Source organism: Marinagarivorans sp., assembly GCF_982758155.1.
On record NZ_CEXWTU010000413.1, the window covers coordinates 1 to 2,049 of the forward strand.

Genomic DNA, 2,049 nt, shown 5'->3' on the forward strand with positions numbered 1-2,049 from the left:
AATCATGGCACGAAGTGGGTGGGTCCATCTTATTTCCTGCATTACCCTAATAACGTATATCCCTGTAAGCCTAGCGGCCCAGAAAATTATTAGTTTGCCGGCCTATTTGTGCATGGTTGAATAGTTACGTAATTTTTTGATTAAGATTGAGTTCTGAGTTCTGAGTTTTTCTGTTTCGATGTAATATTGTGTAATAACATAAGTTTTAAAATGGACAATACTTGAATTCCGGGTGGTTCTGTTAAGTTGAATGTGAAGCCTAACTTTAATTGACGGAATGGCTTTTAACGGTATTGTTTATGCGATAAAGCCATTAGGTATATAGCGGAACCTTAGATTACGAAAATTTTTTTGTGAAGGAAAATTATTATGGGTCTTTTTGGTAGTGTATTAAAAGGTGTTGGGTCTGTAGTTTCAGACGCGGCGCATGAAGTAACCTCCGTTGCTGAGCAGGGGATTGCTTTGGGGGAGGATATCGGTAAGGAAGCTGCTGATGTGGCTATTTCAGCTGCAAAGGATGTTGCCGGGCGTGCGATACACCTCACTGCGGAGCAAGCGATGGGGGTGATTAGTGCAGGTATTAAAAATGTTGAAACAGAATATTTTACGACTTTTTCAGCTTTCCGGTTGATGTCAAAAGACATTGGCGATGCGGGCTCGCTGGCCGATAGTCTTTTTTCTATTGGCTTAAGTGCTGCAGGAATGGATTTGTTGGCCGATAAAAAATTATCGAAGAAGCATAAGAAATCCGCGCACAAAGCGATTGCAATACATCCGAAGGCTAGTTTTGATGAGGTTAAAAAAGAGCTTGATGCGAACCCAGAGTTACATAAAAAGTTTGAAAAGCGTAAAAAGGAATTGGATAGCCTTTAACTATATAATATGACGATAACAGTTACCCAGAATGCTGATCTATTCAAGCGATAGACTTGTATTCTGGGTGTTGAATGATTTGAGGAGTGCATGTTCTCGTTTGTTCTCGGCATTGCTGTCTTGGTAGACGCTGGTATCAAACTTTGGCAGCCCTAGCTGGTAGAAGTCATCTAGGAAGGCGTAACCTATCGGTGTCATTGTCATAGTGCTAAACCCGGTCAAATTAATAATGCCAAAGCTTTTGGGTATGCTATTGTTCTGGCTATAGACGCCTAAGCGCGTTTAACCCCCTCAGTAACGCCCGCCAAACCCAAAAAAAGCACTTACAAAACACGAAAAGCGCTTACATATTTAAAAAGTCACTTACAAAACCCAAAATACACTTACAAAACCGCAGAGTCACTTACAAATCCAGATTATCACTTACAGATCCAGGTTATAACTTACAAATCTAGACTGTCACTTACAAATCTAGACTGTCACTTACAAATCTAGACTGTCACTTACAAAAGTTAAAAAACAGTTAGGCTATCCAGAATAGTTCTTACGGTTTCCGATTTGTCGCTATATTCAAGAATATCGTCAAAACCCTAAATCGACTTTTCCGTGATGAGAGCACTTGCTGGGGTAAACAGCAGGCGTTTTTCGACATTGGCCATGTGCAAGCCCACGGTGGATTCGGCTAATACACTCATGTGTGCTGCGAAGTGCGGCCACGGGAGTCATGCGGGCTTTGGCGAGCTCGGTAATCGAGAGTGTGTGTCCCGCTAGTTCAAATTATGCTCAATCACCAGCACTAACGACCGCTTCTTTGTAAGCTTACCAATATGGAGTTTTTATATACCACCTTATGGTATATATTGAACAACAGTTGGTATAGAGGGGCGTTACATGTTTTTACTCAAAGGGCTACTGCGTGCCGAGTCGCAGGAGAATGCGCTGGTTTATTTGATGGTCAGGGGCGAGGGTTATGCTCGCGCCATTGCTAGCTTTTACGGCATGCCGGTAAACCCAATGCAAAAACAGCTGGCAAAGTTGGAAGAAGATGGCGTTATTGTGAGCGAACTGATCGGTCGTGTACGCAATTACCAGCTGAATCCTCGCTACCTGTTTTCTGAACAATTGGTTGCACTACTCAAAGCGGCCTTGGCCGTTTACCCCTCGGCACTAAAAAGT

Annotated in this window: 3 protein-coding genes; 2 read left to right on the forward strand and 1 reads right to left on the reverse strand. The window is 42.6% G+C overall.

Going from position 1 to position 2,049, the window contains the following annotated elements; translation table 11 throughout:
* Positions 1-369: 369 nt before the first annotated feature.
* The gene (locus AC3A8L_RS21515) at positions 370-873 is read left to right on the forward strand and encodes a hypothetical protein (protein WP_487964328.1); all 504 of its coding nucleotides are present in this window, start codon (positions 370-372) and stop codon (positions 871-873) included.
* 39 nt (positions 874-912) lie between these two features.
* Here the strand turns inward: AC3A8L_RS21515 and AC3A8L_RS21520 are convergent, their stop codons facing one another.
* A complete protein-coding gene (locus tag AC3A8L_RS21520; protein ID WP_487964329.1) occupies positions 913-1,077 on the reverse strand; it encodes a hypothetical protein in 165 nt (54 codons plus the stop codon).
* Positions 1,078-1,764: 687 nt separating this feature from the next.
* Here AC3A8L_RS21520 and AC3A8L_RS21525 point away from each other — a divergent pair.
* Positions 1,765-2,049: winged helix-turn-helix domain-containing protein (locus AC3A8L_RS21525; protein WP_487964330.1), on the forward strand; the 285-nt coding region annotated here is incomplete at its 3' end.

Excerpts from the sequence above, each read along its gene's own strand:
- AC3A8L_RS21515 (WP_487964328.1), top strand. The coding sequence starts at position 370 with ATGGGTCTTTTTGGTAGTGTATTAAAAGGTGTTGGGTCTGTAGTTTCA.
- AC3A8L_RS21520 (WP_487964329.1), bottom strand. The coding sequence starts at position 1,077 with ATGACAATGACACCGATAGGTTACGCCTTCCTAGATGACTTCTACCAG.